The 19,752-nt window shown below is 72.6% G+C and carries 19 protein-coding genes; 10 read left to right on the top strand and 9 right to left on the bottom strand.

Features of this window, described 5'->3' with window-relative positions; genetic code table 11:
• Positions 1-83: 83 nt before the first annotated feature.
• Genes ASF17_RS03510 through ASF17_RS03500 form a run of 3 tightly spaced genes read left to right on the top strand, consistent with a single transcriptional unit; the run spans position 84 to position 3,026 of the window.
• Complete coding sequence (locus tag ASF17_RS03510) at positions 84-620, top strand: RNA polymerase sigma factor (protein WP_235476328.1); 537 nt, start codon at positions 84-86, stop codon at positions 618-620.
• Positions 610-1,905 carry a hypothetical protein gene (locus ASF17_RS03505; protein ID WP_156357273.1) on the top strand — a complete coding sequence of 432 codons (1,296 nt, stop codon included), beginning with the start codon at positions 610-612 and terminating at the stop codon, positions 1,903-1,905. The genes ASF17_RS03510 and ASF17_RS03505 overlap by 11 nt, the downstream gene beginning before the upstream one ends.
• The gene (locus ASF17_RS03500) at positions 1,902-3,026 is read left to right on the top strand and encodes an NAD(P)-binding domain-containing protein (protein WP_055795244.1); all 1,125 of its coding nucleotides are present in this window, start codon (positions 1,902-1,904) and stop codon (positions 3,024-3,026) included. The genes ASF17_RS03505 and ASF17_RS03500 overlap by 4 nt, the downstream gene beginning before the upstream one ends.
• Before the next feature lie 22 nt (positions 3,027-3,048).
• Here the strand turns inward: ASF17_RS03500 and ASF17_RS03495 are convergent, their stop codons facing one another.
• Both ASF17_RS03495 and ASF17_RS03490 read right to left on the bottom strand, forming a co-directional pair.
• On the bottom strand, positions 3,049-3,894 hold the full coding sequence (locus ASF17_RS03495; RefSeq protein WP_055795243.1) for a nitroreductase family protein: 846 nt from the start codon (positions 3,892-3,894) through the stop codon (positions 3,049-3,051).
• The gene (locus ASF17_RS03490; protein WP_055795242.1) at positions 3,894-4,292 is read right to left on the bottom strand and encodes a hypothetical protein; all 399 of its coding nucleotides are present in this window, start codon (positions 4,290-4,292) and stop codon (positions 3,894-3,896) included. Before ASF17_RS03490 ends, ASF17_RS03495 begins: the two co-directional genes overlap by 1 nt.
• A 159-nt stretch (positions 4,293-4,451) precedes the next feature.
• Between ASF17_RS03490 and ASF17_RS03485 the strand changes: the two genes are divergently transcribed.
• Positions 4,452-4,862 (top strand): hypothetical protein, encoded by a 411-nt coding sequence (locus tag ASF17_RS03485; protein WP_055795240.1) that lies wholly within the window; start codon positions 4,452-4,454, stop codon positions 4,860-4,862.
• 55 nt (positions 4,863-4,917) lie between these two features.
• On the opposite strand, the gene ASF17_RS03480 is transcribed toward ASF17_RS03485, so the two are convergent.
• A complete protein-coding gene (locus ASF17_RS03480) occupies positions 4,918-5,793 on the bottom strand; it encodes a Rieske 2Fe-2S domain-containing protein (protein WP_055795238.1) in 876 nt (291 codons plus the stop codon).
• A 373-nt stretch (positions 5,794-6,166) separates the two neighbouring features.
• Between ASF17_RS03480 and ASF17_RS03475 the strand changes: the two genes are divergently transcribed.
• Complete coding sequence (locus ASF17_RS03475) at positions 6,167-7,861, top strand: ribonuclease J (protein WP_055795237.1); 1,695 nt, start codon at positions 6,167-6,169, stop codon at positions 7,859-7,861.
• A 177-nt stretch (positions 7,862-8,038) separates the two neighbouring features.
• On the top strand, positions 8,039-8,920 hold the full coding sequence (locus ASF17_RS03470) for a manganese catalase family protein (RefSeq protein WP_055795235.1): 882 nt from the start codon (positions 8,039-8,041) through the stop codon (positions 8,918-8,920).
• A 208-nt stretch (positions 8,921-9,128) separates the two neighbouring features.
• Here the strand turns inward: ASF17_RS03470 and ASF17_RS03465 are convergent, their stop codons facing one another.
• The 3 genes from ASF17_RS03465 to ASF17_RS03455 are packed head-to-tail and all read right to left on the bottom strand — an operon-like array spanning position 9,129 to position 11,187.
• Complete coding sequence (locus ASF17_RS03465; RefSeq protein ID WP_055795232.1) at positions 9,129-9,758, bottom strand: DUF3618 domain-containing protein; 630 nt, start codon at positions 9,756-9,758, stop codon at positions 9,129-9,131.
• The gene (locus ASF17_RS03460; protein WP_082475010.1) at positions 9,755-10,192 is read right to left on the bottom strand and encodes a phage holin family protein; all 438 of its coding nucleotides are present in this window, start codon (positions 10,190-10,192) and stop codon (positions 9,755-9,757) included. The genes ASF17_RS03465 and ASF17_RS03460 overlap by 4 nt, the downstream gene beginning before the upstream one ends.
• Positions 10,189-11,187, bottom strand: coding sequence for a hypothetical protein (locus ASF17_RS03455; RefSeq protein ID WP_156357272.1), 999 nt, complete (start codon positions 11,185-11,187; stop codon positions 10,189-10,191). Before ASF17_RS03455 ends, ASF17_RS03460 begins: the two co-directional genes overlap by 4 nt.
• 682 nt (positions 11,188-11,869) lie before the next feature.
• On the opposite strand from ASF17_RS03455, the gene ASF17_RS03450 reads away from it, so the two are divergent.
• Positions 11,870-12,199, top strand: coding sequence for a DUF7882 family protein (locus ASF17_RS03450; RefSeq protein ID WP_055795228.1), 330 nt, complete (start codon positions 11,870-11,872; stop codon positions 12,197-12,199).
• 38 nt (positions 12,200-12,237) lie between these two features.
• Here the strand turns inward: ASF17_RS03450 and ASF17_RS03445 are convergent, their stop codons facing one another.
• Together ASF17_RS03445 and ASF17_RS03440 are read right to left on the bottom strand one after the other, a co-directional pair.
• Positions 12,238-12,939, bottom strand: a complete 702-nt coding sequence (locus tag ASF17_RS03445; RefSeq protein ID WP_200913416.1) for an esterase/lipase family protein — start codon at positions 12,937-12,939, stop codon at positions 12,238-12,240.
• Positions 12,936-13,895, bottom strand: coding sequence for an alpha/beta fold hydrolase (locus ASF17_RS03440; protein WP_055795226.1), 960 nt, complete (start codon positions 13,893-13,895; stop codon positions 12,936-12,938). The genes ASF17_RS03445 and ASF17_RS03440 overlap by 4 nt, the downstream gene beginning before the upstream one ends.
• A 147-nt stretch (positions 13,896-14,042) precedes the next feature.
• On the opposite strand from ASF17_RS03440, the gene ASF17_RS03435 reads away from it, so the two are divergent.
• From ASF17_RS03435 to ASF17_RS03425, 3 genes are read left to right on the top strand one after another with little or no spacing between them, the layout of a single operon-like run.
• On the top strand, positions 14,043-16,151 hold the full coding sequence (locus tag ASF17_RS03435) for a serine hydrolase domain-containing protein (RefSeq protein WP_055795224.1): 2,109 nt from the start codon (positions 14,043-14,045) through the stop codon (positions 16,149-16,151).
• The gene (locus ASF17_RS03430) at positions 16,151-17,584 is read left to right on the top strand and encodes a sensor histidine kinase (RefSeq protein WP_235476325.1); all 1,434 of its coding nucleotides are present in this window, start codon (positions 16,151-16,153) and stop codon (positions 17,582-17,584) included. The genes ASF17_RS03435 and ASF17_RS03430 overlap by 1 nt, the downstream gene beginning before the upstream one ends.
• Positions 17,581-18,300: a response regulator gene (locus ASF17_RS03425; protein WP_055795223.1), complete on the top strand. Its 720-nt coding sequence runs from the start codon at positions 17,581-17,583 to the stop codon at positions 18,298-18,300. Before ASF17_RS03430 ends, ASF17_RS03425 begins: the two co-directional genes overlap by 4 nt.
• Positions 18,301-18,605: 305 nt before the next feature.
• Here the strand turns inward: ASF17_RS03425 and ASF17_RS03420 are convergent, their stop codons facing one another.
• A complete protein-coding gene (locus tag ASF17_RS03420; protein WP_055795221.1) occupies positions 18,606-19,703 on the bottom strand; it encodes a phosphate ABC transporter substrate-binding protein PstS in 1,098 nt (365 codons plus the stop codon).
• Positions 19,704-19,752: the final 49 nt, after the last annotated feature.

Raw genomic sequence — 19,752 nt, 5'->3', positions numbered from 1 at the left:
CCAAACGGGCTCGGCAGGGGGAATTCCGGCCGATTCGGTCAGGATCGGCGTTTACGCGACACTCCTCTAGTGAGGGGGTGGACGTGGATCCGAACACGATGAGCGACGCTGAGTTGATCAAGCGCGCCGCGACCGGCAGCAGGCAGGCGCTGTCGGCGCTGTTCGACCGGTACGCCACGACGGTCACGCGGTACGCGTGGGCTCTGGCGCCGAGTCGCATGGATGTGGAGGAGATCGTGCAGGACACCTTCGTCACGCTCTGGAAGAAGAGCAACGGGATGACCCTGCCGACCGACTCGCTGCTGCCGTGGCTGCTGGTGGTCTGCCGCAACCACGCGGCGAATCAGCGCCGCAAGCTCGCCCTCGCGGCGGCGGATGCGCTGCCCGACGACCTCGTCGCGCCCGACGGAGCCGAGGCGCGCGAGATGCTGCGCTTCGTCCGCGAGGCCATCGACGCCCTCTCGCCCGACGACCGCGCGATCTGCGAGCTCTGTCTGATCGAGGGTCTCTCGTACCGCGAGGCCGCCGACCGTCTCGGCATGACCGTCGGGGCGGTCACCAAACGGGTCTCCCGAACACGCTCGCGACTGCGAAAGGCGGTGACGCACGATGAACACTGAGCCCCCCACCGGTGACGACCTCACCCGCATGCTCGTCTCGATGAAGAAGAACGTCCTCGAGCGGGCCACCGACACGACCCGTCGTCGACCCGGTCGGCGCTTCGGCATCGCCTTCGGACTCGTCGCCCTCATCGGCCTCGGCAGTGCCGGCGGCGCCGTCGCCATGGGCTTCGTGCCCTCGCCCTTCGAGGGCCTCGCGCAGCCCGAGCCGACGGCGGTCGTCTCGACTCCCCCGGCTCCGACGCCCACCGCGACCCCCACGCCCGAGCCGAGCGCGGCTCCGTCCACCCAGCCGGTCGGCGGCACGCCGGAGCCGTACCTGCCGATCGACTGCGCGACCCTCGCGACCGAGTCGTCGCTGACGTCGCTGCTGCGCGCGCCCAATCTGCTGACCGACGACCTCGAGGGGCCCTTCGCCCCGGTGATCGCCGCCGAGGACCAGTTCGGGCTCGACGACTGCAACTGGGACTCCACCAGCGAGACGGCGTACGCGTCGTTCGCCATCACCTCCGCGCCCCGCGATGCCCGGGCGAGCGAGGCCGTCGCCTCCGACCGCGCCGAAGGAGCCGTCGACATCGGGATCGGCGATCAGTCGACCCAGATCTGCACGGAGTATCTCGGCTGCCGCGGGACCGTCCTGGTCGGCGACTACTGGCTCGACTACTACTACGGGCAGTCCGTCGACTTCGGCGAGGACGCGCGGGCGCTTCTCCTGGCGCACCTGGAGCGCATCGCCGACGTGGTCGAGCCCCTCGATCCTCGGGCGCCGTGGGTCGCCACCGACGCCGCCGCCCGTTGGACGAGGACGGGCGACTGCTCGACGATCTCTCTGGCGACACCGCTCAGCGTCCTGTTCTCCGACCCGACGATCGCCGACGGTGCGAGGACGCCCGACTACGAACGGAACGGCCGGCTGCTGACGGCGGCCCGGGACTCGTCCTACTACTGCGAGTGGGCCGTCCCCGAGGCGACGCCTCCGACCGAGATGTCGGCCTCCCCTCCGGCCGTCACCGTGCAGATCGCAGCGGGGGCGCGGTGGGGCTTCGAAGCGCGCGAGGAGTACCTCGCCGGTGAGGCGGCATCCGCGCAGGGGGCCGATGTCACGCCGGTGACGGTCGTCGGAGCCGAGGACGCGACCATCTTCTGCCTCGAAGCGGGCGTGAGCTGCAGCCTCGACGTGCTCGTCGACGACTCCTGGATGCGGGTCTCGTACAACGGCCAGCGGACGATCGGCGAGAAGCCCGTGCTGATCGCCGTCGCCGAGAGCATCATCGCCGCGCGATGACCGCACGGCACGCGACCGTCGTCGTCGTGGGCGGTGGGCAGGCCGGTCTCTCGGCAGCCCACCACCTGCGGCGGCGCGGCTTCACCTCGGCGCTCGACGGCGACGCCGCCAGCAACGGCGGCGACGGCGGCGGCGGCGCCCGCACCCTCGTCGTGCTGGACGCCGAGCAGCACCCCGGAGGCGCGTGGCAGCACCGCTGGGAGTCGCTGCGGATGGCAACGGTGAACGGCATCTTCGACCTGCCCGGCATGCCGCTGCCCCCGGTCGATCCGGCCGAGCCCAGCCGCACGGCCGTGCCCCGCTACTTCGCCGCCTACGAGGCCGCCGACGATCTCGCGATCCTCCGACCGGTGCACGTCGACTCGGTGCGCGCCGTCGACGACGACCCCGACGGCCCGCTGCGTCTCGAGACGTCCGCCGGAGCCTGGGAGGCGCGGGTCGTCGTCAACGCCACCGGCACCTGGAACACGCCCCGCGTCCCCGACCTGCCGGGGCGCGACCTCTTCACCGGCACCCAGCTGCACACCCGCGACTACGTCGCGGCGGAGGCCTTCGTGGGGCAGCGGGTGGCGATCGTCGGCGGCGGGATCTCAGCCGTGCAGCTGCTCGACGAGATCAGCCGGGTCGCGACGACGCTCTGGTACACGCGGCGCGAACCGGTGTTCCTCGACCACGACTTCACGCAGAGCCTCGACGGCGTCGACGTCGAGCGCCGGGTGGCGGTCGACGCCGCGGCGGGCCGCGAGCCGGCGAGCATCGTCTCGTACACCGGTCTCGGCTGGACCTCGTCCGCCGTCGACGCCCGCCGGCGGGGCGTGCTCGTCCGTCGACCGATGTTCACCGCTCTCGGCCCACGACACGTGATCGAGTCCGACGGCTCGAGCACGAGCGTCGACGCCGTCGTGTGGGCGACCGGGTTCCGCGCCGATCTCGGCCACATCGACCCGCTCGGACTCCGCGGCCCCCTCGGCGGCGTGCCGCTCGACGGGACGGCCGCCCGGCTCGACCCCCGCGTGCACCTGATCGGCTACGGCCCGTCGCAGTCGACCGTCGGGGCCAACCGGGCCGGCCGGGCCGCGGTCGCCGCGCTCGTCCGGCGCCTCGACGCCGAACGCGGGTGAGGGGCGGAGGTGACGGGCGGGGTCAGTCGACCCGCGCCTCCTCGGCTCCCCCGCCCGGCGCGGCGACCGGCTGCGGCGGGGCGTCCCAGCCCTCCTGGGCTCGGGTGCAGTCCTCTCGGAAGACGTACTGCGAGATGACCTTGCGCTCGTCGCTGACCCAGTCGATCGCGGGCCGGACCTTCTCGGCGGGCACGTGGCCGATGCGGTAGACGGCCATCAGCTCGAGGTCGTCGGGCACCGCGAGCAGGCGCTCGATCTCGGCCCAGCGCTCGGGCAGCTCCATCGGGAACGAGATGAACTGGATGCCGAGCCCGAGGGGCACGGTCGCGAGCCACACGTTCTCCATCGCGGCCCCCATGCTGAACGTCGAGTAGAACGACGTCAGCGAGTCGGGCCGGAACGACGACCGGTCGAGCATCACGCCGAGCAGCAACGGGGCGCCCGCGACCAGCTTGCGGTTCTCGGCGCCGAGGGTCTGCGGCACGCGCAGCGCGTTCATGAGCAGACGCCCGCGCTTCGTGAAGACCTGGCGGGTGAATGGCCGGAGCGGCGCGGGCAGGCGGTCGAACAGCATGCCGTCGCGGTGCCGCTCCATCTCGGCCGGGCTGAACCGGAAGAAGGGCTTGTACCGGTCGAAGAACGCCCCGCGCGCCATCGACTCGGTCATGCTCTCGCCGCTGATGCGGGCGACGGCCTCGATCGTCTCGCGCGACTCGATCAGCACGAAGCGCCACGGCTGACTGTTCAGCTGACTGGGGGCTCGCCCGGCGAGCTCCATCAGGAGGCGCTGGTCGGCGGCGCTGACCGGCTCGTCGGTGAAATGGCTGTTCATGGTCCGTCGGCGGCGGACGACGTCGAAGAAGTCCATCAGCGCGCCCCCGCCCCGGCCCGCGCCGAGACGGCGTCGCGGTCGAGGACGAGCCACGCGGCGGCGTAGGCCGGTGCGGCCGCGAGCGCCACCCGGGCGTGGGGACCGGTGCGGGCCGAGACCCGGGTCAGGGCGACGAAGGGGACGGCCGAGGCGGCGAGCGCCAGGGCCGCACGACGGCGGCTCGTGGCGAGGGCGGCGACCGCGAGAGCCGTGGTGGCCGCCGTCGTCACGAAGAGGGCGTGGTGCACCCAGCGTGCGCGGTCCGTCCGCAGGAGCCCGCGGCGGACGGCCAGTCCGACGCCGCAGGTGAGCACGTAGGCCGCGGTCGCCGCCCGGAGCGCGAGCCCCGCTCGACGGACGGCCGGTTCGACGACGGGGCGGCGCTCGCTCTGCATGACCCCGATCCAAGCAGCGCCGGTCGAGGCGGACCCGACCGATCGGGGTACAGATCGCCTCAGTTCGCCGACACCTGCCGTCGCTACCGTCGACCGCACGTCGCGCTCGAGACGTCCCGTCGCCGGCAGTCCCGCCGAACCTCCAGGAGGAGCATCACCATGACGAAGTCCATCGCCCTCATGCTCGCCATGATCGTCGGCGGCCACGGCCTGATCGGGCTGTTCATCGAGGGCGAGCACATGCTCGGCATCTTCACCGTCGACATCGCGCTCGACGTCGTCTACCTCGGGTCGGCCGCTCTGCTGCTCGCGGCGGCGCTGCTGCCGGCGTCGGCGCTGACGATCCGCATCCTCGTCGCGATACCCGGTCTCTCGTTCCTCGTCCTGGGGCTCTCCGGCATGGCCGACCCGCACCTCTTCGGAGCGGCGCCGACCGGGCTCACGCTGATGGACGAGGTCGTCTTCTTCGCGCAGGCCGGCGCCTGCGCGGTCGCGGTCCTGCTGAAGAACCCTCACCTGACGCTGTGGCAGGACGACGCGACGGGTCGCGGGATGGTCCACTCGCAGTAGTCGCGGGTCCGTGACGACGTGCCCCGCACCTCCCGAGGAGGCGCGGGGCGCGTCGTCAGCCGGCGTTCGGCAGTCGCGCCTCGAGCACGCCGTCGACCACTCGGGTCGTGAAGGCGGGCTGCGGCGAGGTCGCCGGTCCGTGCACGACCTCGCCGGTCCGGAGCGAGAAGACGCTGTCGTGCCACGGGCAGGTGACGCACGCCTCGCCCCGCTCGGTCGTGAGGGCGCCCTCGGAGAGCGGGCCCGAGAGGTGGCTGCAGGTGTCGGAGAGCACATGCGCCCGATCGCCCCGACGGAGCACCACGACCGGCTGCCCGTCGACCTCGCGGCCGGTGAGCTCGCCGTCGGGCAGCTCGTCGAGAGGAGCGACCTCGTGCCAGCCGGGACTCACCAAGTGCGGGACGTCCTCGGCGTGGTTGGCCCCGACGGCCTGACGGTAGGCGAGGTGCCCGCCGATGAAGCCGCCGAGCCCGACGGCCCCGAGTCCCGTCCAGCCGAGGAGCTTCGCGCTCGTGCTCCGGCCGCGGAGGCGCTGCAGGTACGACGCGCCGTAGAGGGCCGTGGCGACGAGGTTCGCCGCGGAGTGCACGAGACCCACCCGCTTCTGCTGCTCGTGCGACGCCGCCCAGTCGGCGAACCCGGCGAGCGCCGAGGGCGCCACGGCGAGCAGCCCGACGCCGACGAGGGTGCGAGCGGCCCGCTCCTGGCCGGGCATCGCGTCGAGCACGGCGGCGCTGATCCACGAGCCGGTGGGGACGAGCACCAGCACGGGGTGCAGCGGGTGCCCGGCGGGAACCCCGTGCAGCAGGTCGCGCAGGGCCCGGGGGGCGAGCACGGCGTCGACCACGCGCTGCACCCGGGTGACGACGGGGTCGAGGGTCGAGGCGTCCTCGACGGCGGCCAGGGCCTTGACGATCGGCAGTTCTCGCATGTCGGTTCTCCGGTGACGTCGTGTGCGGTCATGATGCCCGGAGCCGGATGACGGCGGAGGGCCTGACGGCCCGACAGTAGGGCGCGGTCGCCGGGCCGGTCCGACCCCGTCGAGCGGGTTGACACCGACGCCCTGAAGGGCTATCCGCCCGCCCGGCCGTCGCGCGCGGTGCCGTCGAGGTCACCAGGCGTGCGAAACTGGTCTTCCGACCGATGACGGCGGCGACGAGGCACGAGCCCGCGACACAGACTTCCGCACCACCCCGAGATCTCTGGCAGCAACTCTCCGATCTCCCCGGCACCACCCGTACGACGACACGCACCTGGTCCAGAGGTGCGGCCAGCACACCCACCTCAGAGACAGAAGATCCTCTATGCAGACCACCAAGCACTCCCTCGACCTGAAGAAGCCGCAGCCGCTGAAGCGCGGGGCCCTGCGGGTCACGCCCCTCGGCGGACTCGGCGACGTCGGCCGCAACATGACCCTCTTCGAGCACAAGGGCAAGCTCGTCGTCGTCGACTGCGGCGTGCTCTTCCCCGAAGAGACCCAGCCCGGCATCGACGTGATCCTGCCCGACTTCACCCCGCTGCGCGACCGCCTGAAGGACGTCGAGGCCATCGTGCTGACGCACGGTCACGAGGACCACATCGGCGGAGTCCCCTACCTGCTCAAAGAGCGCCCCGACATCCCCCTGATCGGGTCGAAGCTCACCCTCGCCTTCATCACGGCGAAGCTGCAGGAGCACAAGATCACGCCGATCACCCACGAGGTCGCCGCCGGCGACCACCACCAGGCCGGCCCCTTCGACCTCGAGTTCGTGGCCGTGAACCACTCCATCCCCGACGGCCTCGCGGTCGCCCTGCGCACGAGCGCCGGGATCGTCCTCCACACGGGCGACTTCAAGATGGACCAGTTCCCGATGGACAAGCGGATCACCGACCTCAACCACTTCGCCCGCCTGGGCGACGAGGGCGTCGACCTCTTCATGACCGACTCCACCAACGCGGAGGTCCCCGGCTTCACGACCGCCGAGAAGGACCTCGGCGCCGCCATCGACCGCGTCTTCCGCGAGGCGCCCAAGCGCATCGTCGTGTCGAGCTTCGCCAGCCACGTCCACCGCATCCAGCAGGTGCTCGACACGGCGCACAAGCACGGCCGCAAGGTCGCCTTCGTGGGTCGCTCGATGGTGCGCAACATGGGCATCGCCTCCGACCTCGGCTACCTCACGATCCCCAAGGGCCTCGTGGTCGACCTCAAGCAGCTGAGCAAGATGGCCGACAACAAGATCGTGCTCATCTGCACCGGCTCGCAGGGCGAGCCGATGGCGGCGCTGTCGCGCATGGCGAACCGAGAGCACATCATCAAGGTCGGCGAGGGCGACACCATCCTCCTCGCCAGCTCGCTGATCCCCGGCAACGAGAACGCCATCTACGGCGTCATCAACGGCCTCATCCGCTGGGGCGCCACCGTCGTGCACAAGGGCAACGCCAAGGTGCACGTCTCGGGTCACGCCAGCGCCGGCGAGCTCACCTACTGCTACAACATCGTCAAGCCGAAGAACGTGCTGCCCGTCCACGGCGAATGGCGCCACCTCACCGCGAACGCCGACCTCGCGATCGCGACGGGCGTGCCGGAGGACCGCGTGCTCGTCGTCGAGGACGGCGTCGTCGTCGACCTCGACCGCGGCCGCGCCAGCATCGCCGGGCGCATCCCCGCCCCCTACGTCTTCGTCGACGGCGCCACGATCGGCATCGCCACCGAGGACGCCTTGAAGGACCGCCTCTCGCTCGCCGAAGAGGGGCACATCACCGTGCTCGGCATCTTCGACGAGGGCACGCAGAAGCTCATCGACCCCGTCGAGTTCATCCCCCGCGGCTTCGTCGAAGAGGCCGGCTGGATGTCGCAGGCCGAAGACGTGGCCACCAAGGCGCTGGCCGAGGCGACCAACCGCGGTCACGTCGACGGGGTCGGCGCCGAGAACGCCATCGCCGACGGCCTCAGCCGGTGGTTCCTGCGTCGGCACCGTCGCACCCCGGTCATCACGACCGTGGTCGTCGACGCCGACTGACCTCGCGCGACCCGCTCTGAGAACGGCCCCGGCTCACGCCGGGGCCGTTCGTCGTCGAGGCGCGGGATTGTCGTCACTGGCGGCTGCGGAGTCAACCCCGTGGGGGCCGATCCATCGTCTTCGGTCGCTCCCCGTGGGGCCGGCAGGAGGGTGGATGCTCTCGACGAAAGGGAAAGAATGTTCTTCCACAAGCAAGAGCTCCAGTACACGGCCACTCCGTCGAAGCCCGACGCCGTCCTGGCCCACAAGATGCAGGAGATCCTCGGCGGCCAGTACGGCGAGATCACGGTGGCGATGCAGTACGGCTTCCAGGCCTGGAACAGCCACCTGCCCGGCAAGTACCGCGACATGATCTTCGGCATCGGCGCCGAGGAGTTCGGCCATGTCGAGATGATCGCCACCATGATCAGCCAGCTCCTGGCCGACGCGCCGGTCGGCGCGACCGAGAAGGCCGTCCAGGACGACCCGGTCATCGCGGCCGTCGTCGGCGGCACGGACATCCAGCACGCCATCGTCGCGGGCGCCGGTGCGCGCCCGGTCGACTCGAACGGCAACCCGTGGTCGGGCAGCTACATCACGGCGTCGGGCAACCTGCTCGCCGACGTGATCGCCAACGCCAACGCCGAGATGCAGGGCCGTCTCCAGGTCGCGCGTCTGTACCACATGACCGAGGACAAGGGCGTCCGGGACATGCTCGGATTCCTTCTCGCACGCGACACCGCTCACCAGAACCAGTGGACCGCCGCCGCCCGCGAGCTCATGGCCGACGGCTACGAGGACCTGCCGGTGCCGAGCAACTTCCCGCAGTCGAACGAGATCCAGACCGAGTCGTACAAGTTCTACAACTTCTCGGACGGCGAGGCGGCGTCGGAGGGCACCTGGGCCAAGGGTCCGACCCCCGACGGCAAGGGCACCTTCACCTACGAGGAGGCACCTGCCGGCGGCCTGCCCTTCCCCGCGCCCACGAAGCCCGACGAGCGTCTCTACGGCACGACCCCCGTGCCGAACATCGTCGAGAAGACCGTCGGCACCGTCAAGGACAAGCTCTCGAAGAGCTGACCCCCACGGTCGACACGAGGCCCCGCCCGACATCCTCGGGCGGGGCCTCGTGTCGTGCTGGGGCCCCACGACGCCAGGAGATGGACACGACGCCGGGAGAACCCCTGGCGTCGTGTCCATCCCCTGGCGCTGTGGGGGGCTGTGTCGAGGACACGACGAGGCCCCGCACCGATCTCCCGGTGCGGGGCCTCGTCGTGTGGTTCGCCGGTCAGGCGCCCTGAACGTTCTCCTTCGACTGCTGAGCACTGTCCTTGACGTCGGCGGCGGCCGAGGTCGTGTCGTCCTTGACGGTCGAGGCGGCGTCCTGAGCGGTCTCCTTGACGGCGGCGAAGGCCTCCTGCGCGGGCTCGCGCAGGTGCTCGGCGGCGTCGTCCGCGGCCGACTTGACGACCGGCGCGGCCTTCTCCTTCGCCGACGAGACGAGCTCCCGCTCCTTGTCCGACGCGGGGATCAGCGACGAGACCAGCCACCCGGCGCCGAAGGCGATCAGGCCGACCGCGAGCGGGTTGCCCTTCGCCTTCTGCACGGCCTGCTGCGGGGCGCCGGTGACGCCGCCCGCGACCGAGCCGCCGGCTCCCCGCACGCTGTCGACGGCCGAGCCGCCGGCGTCGCGGACGCTGTCGACGCCCGAGTGGGCGACGCCCATGACGGACTCCTTGGCGCTCGTGAAGCGCCCCTTGACCTTCTCGGTCTGGCGGTGGGCGATGCTCGACGGGTTCACCTTGTCGGCGAGCGCGTCGACGTCGTAGCCGAGCCCGGCGCGGGTTCGCTCGATGTCGGCGCGGATCTCCTCGGGCGTGCGGGTCGATCCGCTCTCGTTGGTGTCTGCGGTGCTCATGCGTTGCCTCCTGGCTTGACGGTCTCAGGGATCTTCTTGAGGGAGTCGACCGTCGAGGGCGCTCCCGTGATGGTCTTCAGCTGCTTGCGCCCCCGGAGGAACAGCACCAGCGCGACCACGGCGTAGACGACGGCGATGATCAGCGACGACCAGCCGAGGCCGATCAGCGAGCCGAGCGCCCACATCGCGGCGAGCGACAGGAACAGCAGGGCGAACAGCGCCGTCAGACCGGCACCGCCGAACATGCCCGCTCCCTTGCCGGCCTTCTTGGCCGAGTCGGTGAGCTCGGCCTTGGCGAGCTCGACCTCCTGACGGAACAGCGTGGACAGGTCGCCGGTGACGCCGCTCAGCAGTTCGCCGAGCGACGTCGTGGCGGCGGTCTCCTCAGGGGCCGGACGCCCGGTCTCGGGGGCGCCGGCGGACGGGTCGCTCACAGGCGGGGCCCTGCGGCTCCGGGCCAGGTGCCCGGGGTGGCGCTCGGATTGCCGGGCGTCGCGATCACGTCGGGCAGCTCGCCCTCCTCGACGACGTCGTACTCGCCGGCCACGGGACCGGGGTCGCCGACGAGCGGCGTCTGGCCGCCGGTCGAGGCGACGGGCGCGGACGGCGTCGCCGCGCCTCCTGCGCTCCCCGAGGTCGGGGTGCCTGAGTCGGAGTCGCTCTGGTGCTGCTGCTTGGCCTCGGCGGTCAGCGACTTCACGACCCGACCGGCCAGCAGACCGGAGGCTGCGGCGATCGCGATGAAGGTGCCGGGCTTCCGGGCGGCGAACGACTTGACGTCGTCCAGCAGGGTGCCGGCGTCGCGCCCCTCGAGCCACTCGGCGACGCCGTGCGCGCGACCGGAGAGGTTGCGGACGAGCTCGCCCGCCACACCGCTCTCGCCGTTGTCGGCCATGGAGCCGAGGTGGTCGCCCATGGTGCGGAGACCGGCGGCCGCCTTCTCCTGCTGCGCACCGGCCTGCTCCTTGAGCTCGGAGGTCGCCTGGCCGAAGAGCTCCTTGGCCTGACCGGTCGCCTCGGAGGCGACCTTCGAGGCCTGCTCCTTGGCGCTGCCGACCACGTCGGAGGCGGCGCTCCTGGCGTCGCCCGCGACACCGGCCGCCTCCTCCTTGGCCGAGTCCGCCTTGGCCTGGGCCTTCTCCTTGACGCCGCCGTCGGAGCCGCCGTCGCCGGAGGAGCCGTCGCCGGAGCCGCCGACCCCGGCGGACGGCGCGACCACGGGTGCTGCGGTGGCCGAGAAGTCGGCCGCGGTGGCGTCGGGGTCGGTGATGTCGGCGTACGCGCCGACCTCGTCGCCGAGTCCGGTCACGGCGTCGTCGCGGCGGCCGCCGTCGTGCCCTGACGACGTGCCCGTCGGCGGCTGCCCTCCGGCGGTCTGGTCGAAGACGGGTGTGGACGAGTCGCTGTCGTAGCGCTTGTCATCGCTCATGCTGTGCCTCTCGGATCGTCGAGCGACCATCGGGACGACGGCCGCGATCGGGTTGAGATGCTGCAACACTGTCCGCGTCGCGCCCCGAAGGGCCGAACGGAAACGAGTACGCCTCAGGGGGTTGACACCGGCCCGAGCAGGTGCTTTCGACGTCGTCCCGCTCGTCGACGGGCTGCGTCACGAGACGGGCCTCGGCGATCCCCTCCTCAGGAGGCGCGCGCGGGTGAGGAGACCACGCTCGGTCACATCTGCACATCGATTCGCAGCCGGAACCGCGGAGGCGTAGGCGATTCCCCCCGGACCCTGTAGAAAAGGAGCACACCGAACCGACTGCTCTTCGGATGAGCACGGCCGACGGCCCTTCGGGGGGCCGAACGGTGAGGCGGGGTCGTTGCGTAGGGGTACGCACCCCCGCCTGATCCGGCCCTTCGGAGGCCAGCAGTTCGCATACCGGATGCTGTTCCGCGACCTCATCCCTCTCGCTTGCAGCACCGTCCCGCTGTCCCCTACCGTGGGGGCAAGGCCACCCCAGACCTCGGCAGCCGGTACATCACGAGCGTGCGCTCCCCCGGGTCCGCACACCCCGCATCGCGGGCTCGTCCACCACTCCTCGCCCCCACAGGCGAGACGACCGAGTCCCTGATCACCCGTAATCTCGGACCCCACCTCGAGGCGGATCAGCATGGGAACCCTGTTCTACGGAACCGACGGCTACGGCGTCGAGCTCGACGACCGTGCCCTCGCCCACCTGAAGGTCGCGCTGCTCACGCTCCTCCGCGCTCAACAGAGCGTGGCGCTGACGATCGCCCGACCGGTGAGCCAGGGCAGCGGCCGCGACACCATGTGGATCAACCCGACCAGCGATCTCCGGTTCCACTTCAGCGGCAACCGCCCGCCCCGGATCAACGAGTCCTGGGTCAGGGCGATCATCGCCACGGCCAACACTCCGTCGGGCATGCGACTGCCGGCCGAGGACGAGGCCGCGCAGCCGTCCCGCCTGCTGAACGCCTGACCCGACCCCCGACCGACCGGTCGGAGCGCCCCGCCGCCTCAGCCTCGACGGGGTGCCCGCCCGGCGACGGCCAGCACGGTCGCGATCGTGCGGGGCAGGGCCAGGATCCGGAAGTGCCCGCCCGCGGGAAGCCGGACGTTCTCGGCCCCCGGCAGCTCGCTGCCCTCGGGGATGTGCGGATCGAACTCGCCGTAGATCGACACGATCCGCGAGTTGACCTCCGCGTTGCGGGTGAGCAGCAGGGTCGTGGCATCCCGGGGCGAGAACGCCCGCAGGCTCGACAGGGGCAGCCATCGGGCGTAGCGCGATCCCGAGAAGGGCGCGCAGACGGCCACCATGCCGTCGACGCGGCTCTCGGGGTCGAGCATGGCCATCACGTACTTGCCGATCAGACCGCCCTTGCTGTGCGCGACGATCACGACGTCGCGCAGATCGTGCCGCTCGAGGTACTCGGCCACGTCGCGGGCGGCGGCCTCGACGGGTCGGCCGTTCCACCGCAGGGCCGACAGCACGTGCACGGGGTGCCCCTCGGCGTGCACCCGGGCGATCAGCGGGCGGAGGAACGCCCAGGTCTCCCAGATGCCGGGCACGACCAGCACCGCGCGCCCCTCCCCGTCCCGGTACTCCGCCTCGCCCCGCGGCGCGAGCACGGCGCGGACCTGCCAGTGCGCGGCGTAGGCGTAGTCGCGGACCCACCAGATCAGGAGGCGCGCGAGACGGAACGGCGACGGCACGGTCACGGGACCCGCGCCTCCGGGAGTCCTGCGGCGAACGCCGCGACGAGACGGCCGACCTCGTCGGGGTGGGAGTGGATGACGTTGTGCACGGCGCCGGGCACCTCGGCCGACCGGCCGTCGACGGCCTCGGCGAGTCCGCGCACCCAGTCGGCGGGGGCGATCGGGTCGTGCGCGCCCCGGACGACCAGCGTCGGTCGGGTGACCCCGCGGATGCGGTCGGCCGTCTGGTAGCGGAGCATCGAGGCGACCCCGGCGGCATACGAGAGCATCCCGCCGCGGGCGTAGTCGCGGGCCACCATCGCGCCGGTGAGCGGCGGCTCGCCGAGCATGTCGAGGGCCAGCCGTCGCCCCTGACCGGCCGCGCTCGAGGCCGCCGGGTCGACGACCGGGCCGATCAGCACGAGCCCGCGCACGAGCCCCGGACGGCGGAGGGCCACGTCGATGGCGACCTCGGAACCCAGCGAGTGGCCGATCACGACGAGCCGGGCCGCCCCTCCCGCAGCCGAGTCGAGCCGGGGCAGCAGGGCCTCCGCCATCTCGTCGACGCCCAGACGACGACGCGGCCCCGGCGTGCGGCCGAAGCCGGGCAGGTCGACGGCCAGCACCGTGCCGTGCTCGGCGAGCAGCGGCGCGAGACGGCTGAACGACCGGTGCGAGAGGCCGACGCCGTGCACCAGCACGAAGATCGGCGCCTCCGGGGCGGCGTGGGCCTCGGGGCCGGCGCGGAACCACCGGACGCGGGGAGGCGCCGTCGGGGCGGAGGCCACCGTGGGCGCAGCCGCGGGCGATGCGGGGACCGCGGGGTCGAACGCGGGGACGGCGGGGTCGACCGCGGGGTCGAGGGGGTCGACCGCGGGGTCGAGGGGCGGGTCGAGGGTGGGGATGGCGGGCCTCCGGGTCAGGGCGGCAGGGGACCGCGTCGACCCGGAGTGTAGGCGCGTCCGCGGGGACCGGGTCACCCGGCCGCGCCCGCCGCGCCCGGAGGCGCCCGCGGTGTCAGCCGACCCCGGCGGGGTCCTGAGGCCGGCCGCTTGCGACTCAGGTCGTAGACGAGGTCCCGACCTGCGCCTCCTGCGCCGTCGATCGGCACCCGCGAACGTGGAGGCATGACAACGACACCGACCCAGGGGGCGCCGCGCACCGGCCGACGCGCCCCGCGCCTCCTGCCCCGACTCGCCGCCGCGACCGCGGTCGTGGCCCTCGCCCTGCCGCTCGCCGCCTGCGGTTCCGCGAGCGCGGCGCCCACCGAGGCCGCGCCTCCCGCCCCTCCTCGCCAGCAGCCCGGAGGCCACTCCCTCACCGCCGACGACGTCGACACCTGGCTCGACGGCGCGATCGGCTCGGCTCTGCAGACCACGGGCATCCCCGGGGCCACCGTCTCCGTCGTCTCGGACGGCGAGCTGCTGACGGCGAAGGGCTACGGCCTCGCCGACACGGGGACCGAGGGCGGATCCGCCCGTCCCGTGGACCCCGACGACACGCTCTTCCGCATCGGCTCGATCTCGAAGGTCGTGTCGGCCACGGCGATCATGCAGCTCGTCGAGCGGGGCGATCTCGATCTCGACGCCGACGTGCAGCAGTACCTCGACTTCGACCTCGACACCCCGAAGGGCCCGATCACGCTGCGGCATCTGCTGACCCACACGGCCGGCTTCGAGGAGGTGATCGCCGGGCTGATCGGCACCGCCGGCAGCGAGGTGCCGTTGCGCGAGGCCGTCTCGGCCGCACCGCCCGAGCAGGTCTACGAGCCCGGCACCACGCCCGCGTACTCCAACTACGGCGCGACCCTCGCGGGCTACATCGCCGAGCGCGTGTCGGGCGAGCCGTTCGCGGAGCTGCTGCAGCAGAACGTGTTCGAGCCCGCCGGCATGTCGTCGTCGTCGTTCGAGCAGCCCCTGCCCGACGACCTCGACGCCCGCCTCGCGAAGGGCTACCCCGACGACTCGCAGCCCGCGTACCCGACCGAGGTCGTCAACGCCGCACCCGCCGGCGCGATGACCTCGAGCGCCACCGACATGGCCCGCTTCATGCTCGCGCACCTCGGCGACCTGCCGGGCGACGCCGCACTGCTCGGCGACGACGCGCTGGCCGAGATGCACCGCCCCGCGCTCGACGCCGACCAGCTCGGCACGCTCGCCGCCGGGCAGCGCATGGACCTCGGCTTCTTCGACGACAGCACCCCGGGCGTCCCGGCATTCGGGCACGACGGCGACACCCAGGTGTTCCATTCGGCGATGCGGCTGTTCCCCGACCATGACGCCGGCATCTTCGTCTCGCTGAACGGCAGCGGGCGCACGCCGACCGCGTCGCTCGACCTCCGCACGACGGTGCTGCAGGGCTTCGCCGACCGGTATCTGCGCGACGAGGCGGGCGCCCCGAGCCGAGGAGGCGCGGGTGCGGTCGCCTCCGACATGGACGCCTCGGACGCGGAAGCTCCGGACGGGCCCGCCGCCGCCGATCTGGCCGGCACGTACCTCTCGTCGCGGTCGCCCGTGACGAACCCGGGCGCCCTGCTCGCCCTCAGCGGTCAGACGGTCGTCGTGCCGCGGACCGACGGGACCGTCGCCGTCACCCCGAAGCCGCTCGGCGTCACCACCGGGGTCTACGAGAAGATCGAGCCGAACCTGTGGCGCGAGGTCGGCGGTGACGCGCTGCTGGCGACGCGCACCGACTCGGGCGGGGATGCGGACGACGCGACCGTTACCGCGATCTCGTGGGGCGCCTCCTTCACCCTGCTGCGGGCGCAGCCCTGGCAGACGGCGTCGGTCGTCGTGCCGGTCGCGCTCGGCTCGCTCGTCGTCCTGCTCGCGTCGATGATCGTCTGGCCGGCCACGGCCCTGGCGCGAGCCGGAGGCCGCTCGACCCGTCGCGACCCCTCGCGACCCGACGCCGCCCCGCGCCGGAAGGACCGGATGCTGCTGCTGTCGCGACTCGGACAGGCGTCGACCCTGCTCGCCCTCGTCGGCTGGGCGATCGTCGCCGTGCAGGCGATGTCGTTCGCCGAGGTCACGGCCACGACCCTGCGCGTGCTCCAGGTGCTGCAGGTGCTCGGCGTCCTGGCCCTCGTGCCGGCCGCCCTCGTCGCGTGGCGGGCCGTCCGCGACCGTCGAGGCTGGGCCGTCGTCACCGGACGCGTGCTCGTCGTCGCCGCTCTCGCGGCTCTCGCCACCGTGGCGTTCGTGTTCCGCCTCATCGCGCCGAGCGTGAGCTTCTGATGCGCGGGCTGAAGCGCTCCCCCGAGACCACCGGCACCTGGCATGCTCGGACGATGACCTCGCCCGCCTCCGACGCTGCCACCGCGGGCTCCGCCTCGGGGCCCGGTGCAGCAGCGACGCGTCGGATGCTCGCCCGTGTCGGCGTCCGTACGCCGCTCGGTCGCGACGTCGTGCTCGCCGCCGTCTGGGCGGTGGTCACGGTGGCTCTGCTCGGCGCCCTGCTGGCCACGGGCGAGCTCGGGACGGCGCCGTCCGCCTCCCTGGGCGCGTCGGCCCCGCAGCTCGTCGTGATGACCCTGCTGGCTGTCGTCCAGTACGTGCCGCTGGCCCTGCGTCGGGTCCGCCCGGTCGGCGTCCTGCTGGTGATCGCGGTCGTCCAGGCCGCTCTGCTGACGATCCTGCCCTCGGGTGTCGCGCTGTGGACGGCGGCTCCCGTCATCGCCGCCTACACCGTGGCCACCCTGCGACCCACCCGGGTCGCGGTCCGCGCCGTCCTCGCGGCCATCGGCGTCGCGACGATCGGCGCCGTCGTCGGTGCGACCGATCTGATCGTCGAGCGCCTCGACTGGGCGACGACGACCGTGACGCCGCGGGGCGATCTGTTCGGGGACGGCCCGTCGGGCGTCGTCGTCGAGACGCTCGCGCTCGTCTCCACCGCGGTGCTGGTCAACGGGGTCAGCGCGGCCGTGGGCTCGTGGGTGGCCCTCCGGCGCGTGCACGATCACGACGCCCGCGCCCGGGCCGCCGAGTCGGTCGAGCACCAGGCGACGCTCACGCGATCGGCCGTCGCCGCCGAGCGCACCCGCATGGCCCGCGAGCTGCACGACGTGGCCGCGCATCATCTGACCGGTCTCGTCGTCCAGGCCGGGGCGGCCGAACGGCTCGTCGACGGCGACCCCGAACGGGCGAAGGAGTCGCTGCGGAGCGTCCGAGCCCAGGGCCGCGAGACCCTCGACGCCCTGCGGTCGATCGTCGGGATCCTGCGCGAGACGGGTGACGACGCCAGCGGCACCGCACCCGTCCCCGGTCTCGCCGACGTGACCGATCTCGTCGACGCGGCCCGCGCCTCCGGGGCCGTCGTCGAGGTGCACCGGAGCGGCGCCCTGCCGTCTCTGCCCCCGCTCGCCGACGTGACGGCGTTCCGCACCGTGCAGGAGTCCCTCGTGAACGCGCGGAGGCACAGCCCGGGCGCCGTGGTCGAGCTGTCGATCGACGCGACGGTCGACCGGCTGACGGTGGTCGTCGAGAACGACCTGCCCTCGGGCGGTGGCGCCGCGCACACCCCGGGCTACGGCCTGGTCGGCATGCGGGAGCGCGCGGCGCTCGTCGGCGGCGAGCTCGAGGCGGGGGTCGCGCAGGCCGGCCGCTGGCGCGTCGCGCTGTCTCTGCCGGTCGAGGCGGACCCGTCGTCGCCCGCCGGGGGCGGGGCGTGATCCGGGTCGTGCTGGTCGACGACCAGTCGATCGTCCGCACCGGGTTCCGCGTCGTGCTCGAGACCGCCGGTGGGTTCGAGGTCGTCGGCGAGGCCGCTGGCGGGCGCGAGGCGGTCGAGCTGGTGCGTCGGGTGAGCCCGGACGTCGTCGTGATGGACGTCCGCATGCCCGGCGGTGACGGCATCGAGGCGACACGCGCCATCGTCGGGTCTGGGGCTGGGGCTGGGGCTGGGTTTGGGTCCGGTGCGGGCGCCGCGTCGTCTGCTCAGGAGGCGCGGGTCGGGTCCGCCGCGCCTCCCGCGGTCCTCGTCGCCACGACCTTCGACCTCGACGAGTACGTGTTCGGCGCGCTCGAGGCCGGTGCCAGCGGGTTCGTGCTGAAGGATGTCGAGCCCGACGAGTTCGTCGCCGCCGTCCGCAGCCTGGCTGCCGGTCAGGCCGCGATCGACGGTGCCACCACGCGCCGCGTCATCGCGGAGTTCACCCGCCGCCGCCGGTCCACCGCGGTCGAGCCGCCGCCCGGAGTTCTGACCGAGCGAGAGCAGCAGATCGTCCGGCTGCTCGGCGACGGTCTCTCGAACGACGAGATCGGCGCCCGCCTCGTGGTCGAGACGAGCACCGTCAAGTCGCATCTCACCCGCGTCATGACGAAGCTCGGCACCCGCGACCGGCTGCAGACCGTCGTCTGGGCGTTCCGCTCGGGCCTCCTCCCCTGACCCGGCGCCCCCGCCCCGCCGCTTCCCCCGCCACCCACGACGCCACACGCGAACCGCCATCGACTCGACACCCCGCCACCGGATCACGTGGCGGCATGTCGAATACGTGGCGGCGCAGCCGCCGGCCTCCCCCACCACCCGCCACGCACGACCCCACCCCCACCCACCACGCCAGGTCATGGACACGACGCCCGCTTCAACCCTGGCGTCGTGTCCACAACGTGGCGTCGTAGCGCCGCCATGGGCACACGCAGGCGAGGCCGCCGCCCCGGGTGGGGGCGACGGCCTCGTGGGTGCGGCGGGTGCTACTTGATGGTCTCGATGACTCCGGCGACCTCGGTCGACAGCTCGCTCGAGATGGGGGCCGAGCCGGCGGCGTCGGCGGCGACCTGCTGGCCGTCCTCGCTGGTGACGTAGCTGAGGTACGACTTCACGAGCTCGCCCTGGGCCTCGTCCTCGTAGGACTCGCAGGCGATGAGGTAGCTGATCAGCACGATCGGGTAGACGCCCTCGGCGTCGGAGGTGCGGTCGATCGCGATGGCGAGGTCGCCGGCGGTGCGGCCCTCCTCGCGCGGCGAGGCGTCGACGATCGCGGCGGCGGCGTCGGCCGAGTACTCGACGAACTCGTCGCCGACCTTGACCTTGGCGACACCGAGGTCACCGGCGCGCGAGGCGTCGGCGTAGCCGATGGTGCCGGTGCCGTTGGTGACGGCGTCGATCATGCCCGAGGTCAGGTTCGCACCCTCGCCCGAGTCGAGGGGCCAGACGTCGTCGGCCTCGTCGGTCCACACGTCGGGGGCCGTGGCGTGCAGGTAGTCGGTGAAGTTCTCTGTCGTGCCCGAGTCGTCCGAGCGGTGCACGGCGGTGATGGGGGTGCTCGGCAGGTCGGCGTCGGGGTTGTCGGCGACGATCTCGTCGGCGTCCCACGTGGTGATCGAGCCGTTGAAGATGCCGGCGATCGTGGCGGGGGCGAGGTTCAGCTCGTCGACGCCCTCGACGTTGAAGATGACCGCGATGGGCGACACGTAGGCGGGCAGCTCGACGATGTCGGTGTCGGGCGTGCAGCCCGCGAAGGTGCTCGACGAGATCTCGTCGGTCTTGAAGGCCCGGTCGGAGGCCGCGAAGTCGGCGGCGCCGGAGATGAAGCTCTCGCGTCCACCACCCGAGCCCTGGGGGTCGTAGTTGACGGTGACGCCCTCGTTGGCCGTCTGGAACGCGGCGACCCAGGCCTCCTGGGCCGACTGCTGCGACGAGGCGCCGATGCCGGAGATCGAGCCGGACAGGTCGGAGGATGCGCTCTCGGAGGGGCTGGTCGAGCCGCCTTCGTTCGAGGCGCAGGAGGCGAGGAGGACGGTGCCGACGGCGGCGATCGCCAGGACGGTACCAGTGCGCTTGAGTTTCATCGGGTTCCTTCGTGAGGTGCTGACAGCAGGGGAAGCGGGGTGCTCAGAG

It is taken from the genome of Frigoribacterium sp. Leaf263 (assembly GCF_001422285.1).
Lineage (GTDB): Bacteria > Actinomycetota > Actinomycetes > Actinomycetales > Microbacteriaceae > Frigoribacterium.
This window is presented reverse-complemented; position numbering and strand designations above follow the sequence as displayed.